The 2,308-nt window shown below is 55.2% G+C and carries 1 protein-coding gene; it reads right to left on the bottom strand.

From position 1 onward, the window contains the following. Positions 1 to 34: 34 nt before the first annotated feature. On the bottom strand, positions 35 to 2,248 hold the full coding sequence (locus tag OKC40_RS22205; protein WP_270797001.1) for a type I restriction endonuclease subunit R: 2,214 nt from the start codon (positions 2,246 to 2,248) through the stop codon (positions 35 to 37). Between the last annotated feature and the right edge of the window lie 60 nt (positions 2,249 to 2,308).

Raw genomic sequence — 2,308 nt, forward strand, 5'->3', positions numbered from 1 at the left:
CGGGGTGACGTGAGCGCGTTAAGGATCAGGGTGTTCACGTTGGCCGGAATGGCTGTTCAACTTCGCCGGAATACGCACCCCTGGCTTCGGTCGCTTCTTTGACCCGCCGTTCGGCATTTACCTTGTCAGTCGCAGACCCGCCTTCACGCTCGATGCGTTTGAGCATCTGGCGACACTCCCGCACAGCTTCACTCGCCAGCTTGTAACGTTTGGTGAACCGCTCGACTGCCGGTTTGATATAACCGGGCAAGGCTTCGGCCCCACGCTTGGGATCGAAATAGGCATCACTAAACGCCTCCACCTCGCTCCAGGTAAAGATCCCCGTTGCTTTCAGCTTGTGGAACAGGTCATAGACCAGATTGGGATCGGAGACGGTATCGAGGGTGGCTGTCTCAAAATATTTTTGGAACTCCTCCAGCACATCCTGCGGATCATTCACGAAATCGAGCACAAAGGTGCTCTCCTTGCCTGGATAGGTGCGGTTGAGGCGAGAAAGGGTCTGGATGCAATCCACTCCTGTCAGCTTCTTGTCCACATACATGGCACACAGCTTGGGCTGATCGAAACCGGTCTGAAACTTGTTGGCCACCAGCATCACCTGATAGTCCTGGGTATCGAATGCCTTACGCATGTCCCGCCCATTAAGCTCGGGGTTCATGTTCCGCTCGTTAAAGCTCTGCCCTTCCTCTTCGATGTCGCCAGAGAACGCCACCATGGCACGAATAGCACCATAGCCTTGCTCTGTTACATACTTATCGAACGCCAGCTTGTAGCGAACAGCCTCCAGCCGGCTCGACGTCACAACCATTGCCTTGGCCTGCCCTCCCAGGAGATTGGCCACGTTGGTGCGGAAATGCTCAACGATGATCACCACTTTCTGGCCGATATTGTGCGGGTGTAGCCGCACCCACTTGGAAAGCCTGATGCGAGCCTTCTTGGCATCCACTTCCTGCTCTTCACCACCAGCAGCGGCCTCTTCGGCCTTCATGGCGAGTTTGTAGGCAAGCTTGTAATTGGTGTAGTTCTTTAGCACGTCGAGGATAAAACCCTCCTCGATCGCCTGACGCATGGAGTAAACATGAAATGGCTTGGGCTTGTTATCCGGGCCAAGCGGCATCGCCGGGTTCGCTGGGCGGCCAAACAGCTCCAGCGTTTTACCCTTCGGGGTTGCCGTAAAGGCGAAATAGCTGATGTTCTGGCTGCCGCCACGAGCGGCCAGCGTCATGTTCATCACATCTTCGCCGCTGAGTTCCTCTTCCCCATCTAACTGCTCGGCCATCAAGACTTCACGCAACTGACGAGCCGTGCTGCCGGTCTGGCTTGAATGCGCCTCATCAGCAACCACCGCAAAGCGAGAGCCTTTCAGTGTGGTCGATTCCTGAATGGCCTTGAGTACGTGCGGGAAGGTTTGAATGGTGACGATGATGATGGGCGTGCCACTGGCCAGTGCCTCGGTCAGTTGTGCCGACTTGGAGCCATCTCCCTCTTCCCGGTTGATGCGACTCACCACCCCATCAGCATGGTCAAACTGGGCAATAGTCTCTTGCAACTGGCTGTCGAGCACCGTTCTATCGGTAATCACAATCACCGAATTGAACAACTTCTCCCCTTTATCCAGGTAGAGCGAGGCCAGCTGATGGGTCAGCCAGGCAATGGAGTTGGATTTGCCAGACCCTGCCGAGTGCTGGATCAGGTACTTCTGACCAGCCCCCTCCTGTCCCACCGTGGCCAACAAATTCTGAACCACTTTCCACTGGTGATAGCGAGGAAAGATCATCGTCTCTTTCTTCTTCTGCCGCCCCAGCTCATCCTCTTCCACCTTGACCTCAAGGTGCAGATAGCGACTCAGTATCCGCAGGAAGTTATCCGGTTGCAGGATCTCTTGCCACAGATAACCGGTAGCAATGCCCTCCTCACCATTCACTGGCAAGGGCTGATCATTGCCCGCCCCACCCTCACGGGTGCCCTGGTTGAATGGCAGGAAGAAAGTCGAGTCGCCCGCCAGTTTAGTGGTCATCGCCACCTCGAACTGATTCACTGCAAAGTGCACCAGCGCCCCGCGGCGAAAACTCAGTAGTGGCTCATCACGCCCATTGGTCTTGGGCAGACGATCTTCCCGATACTGTTTCTTGGCATTCTCCAGCGACTGCTTGAAGCAAGATTTGAGCTCCAGTGTCGCTACCGGGATGCCGTTCAAAAAGAGGGTCAGATCGATACGGCCATCATAACCATCAGGGCGGGAGCACACTTTGTTGATATTTTAACCAAAGAATAACTGAGCCCGATAGTCGTCATTCCAGCCGGCTCT

Origin of the sequence: Aeromonas sp. QDB11, assembly GCF_027705265.1 — a bacterium.
Taxonomy (GTDB): domain Bacteria; phylum Pseudomonadota; class Gammaproteobacteria; order Enterobacterales; family Aeromonadaceae; genus Aeromonas; species Aeromonas allosaccharophila.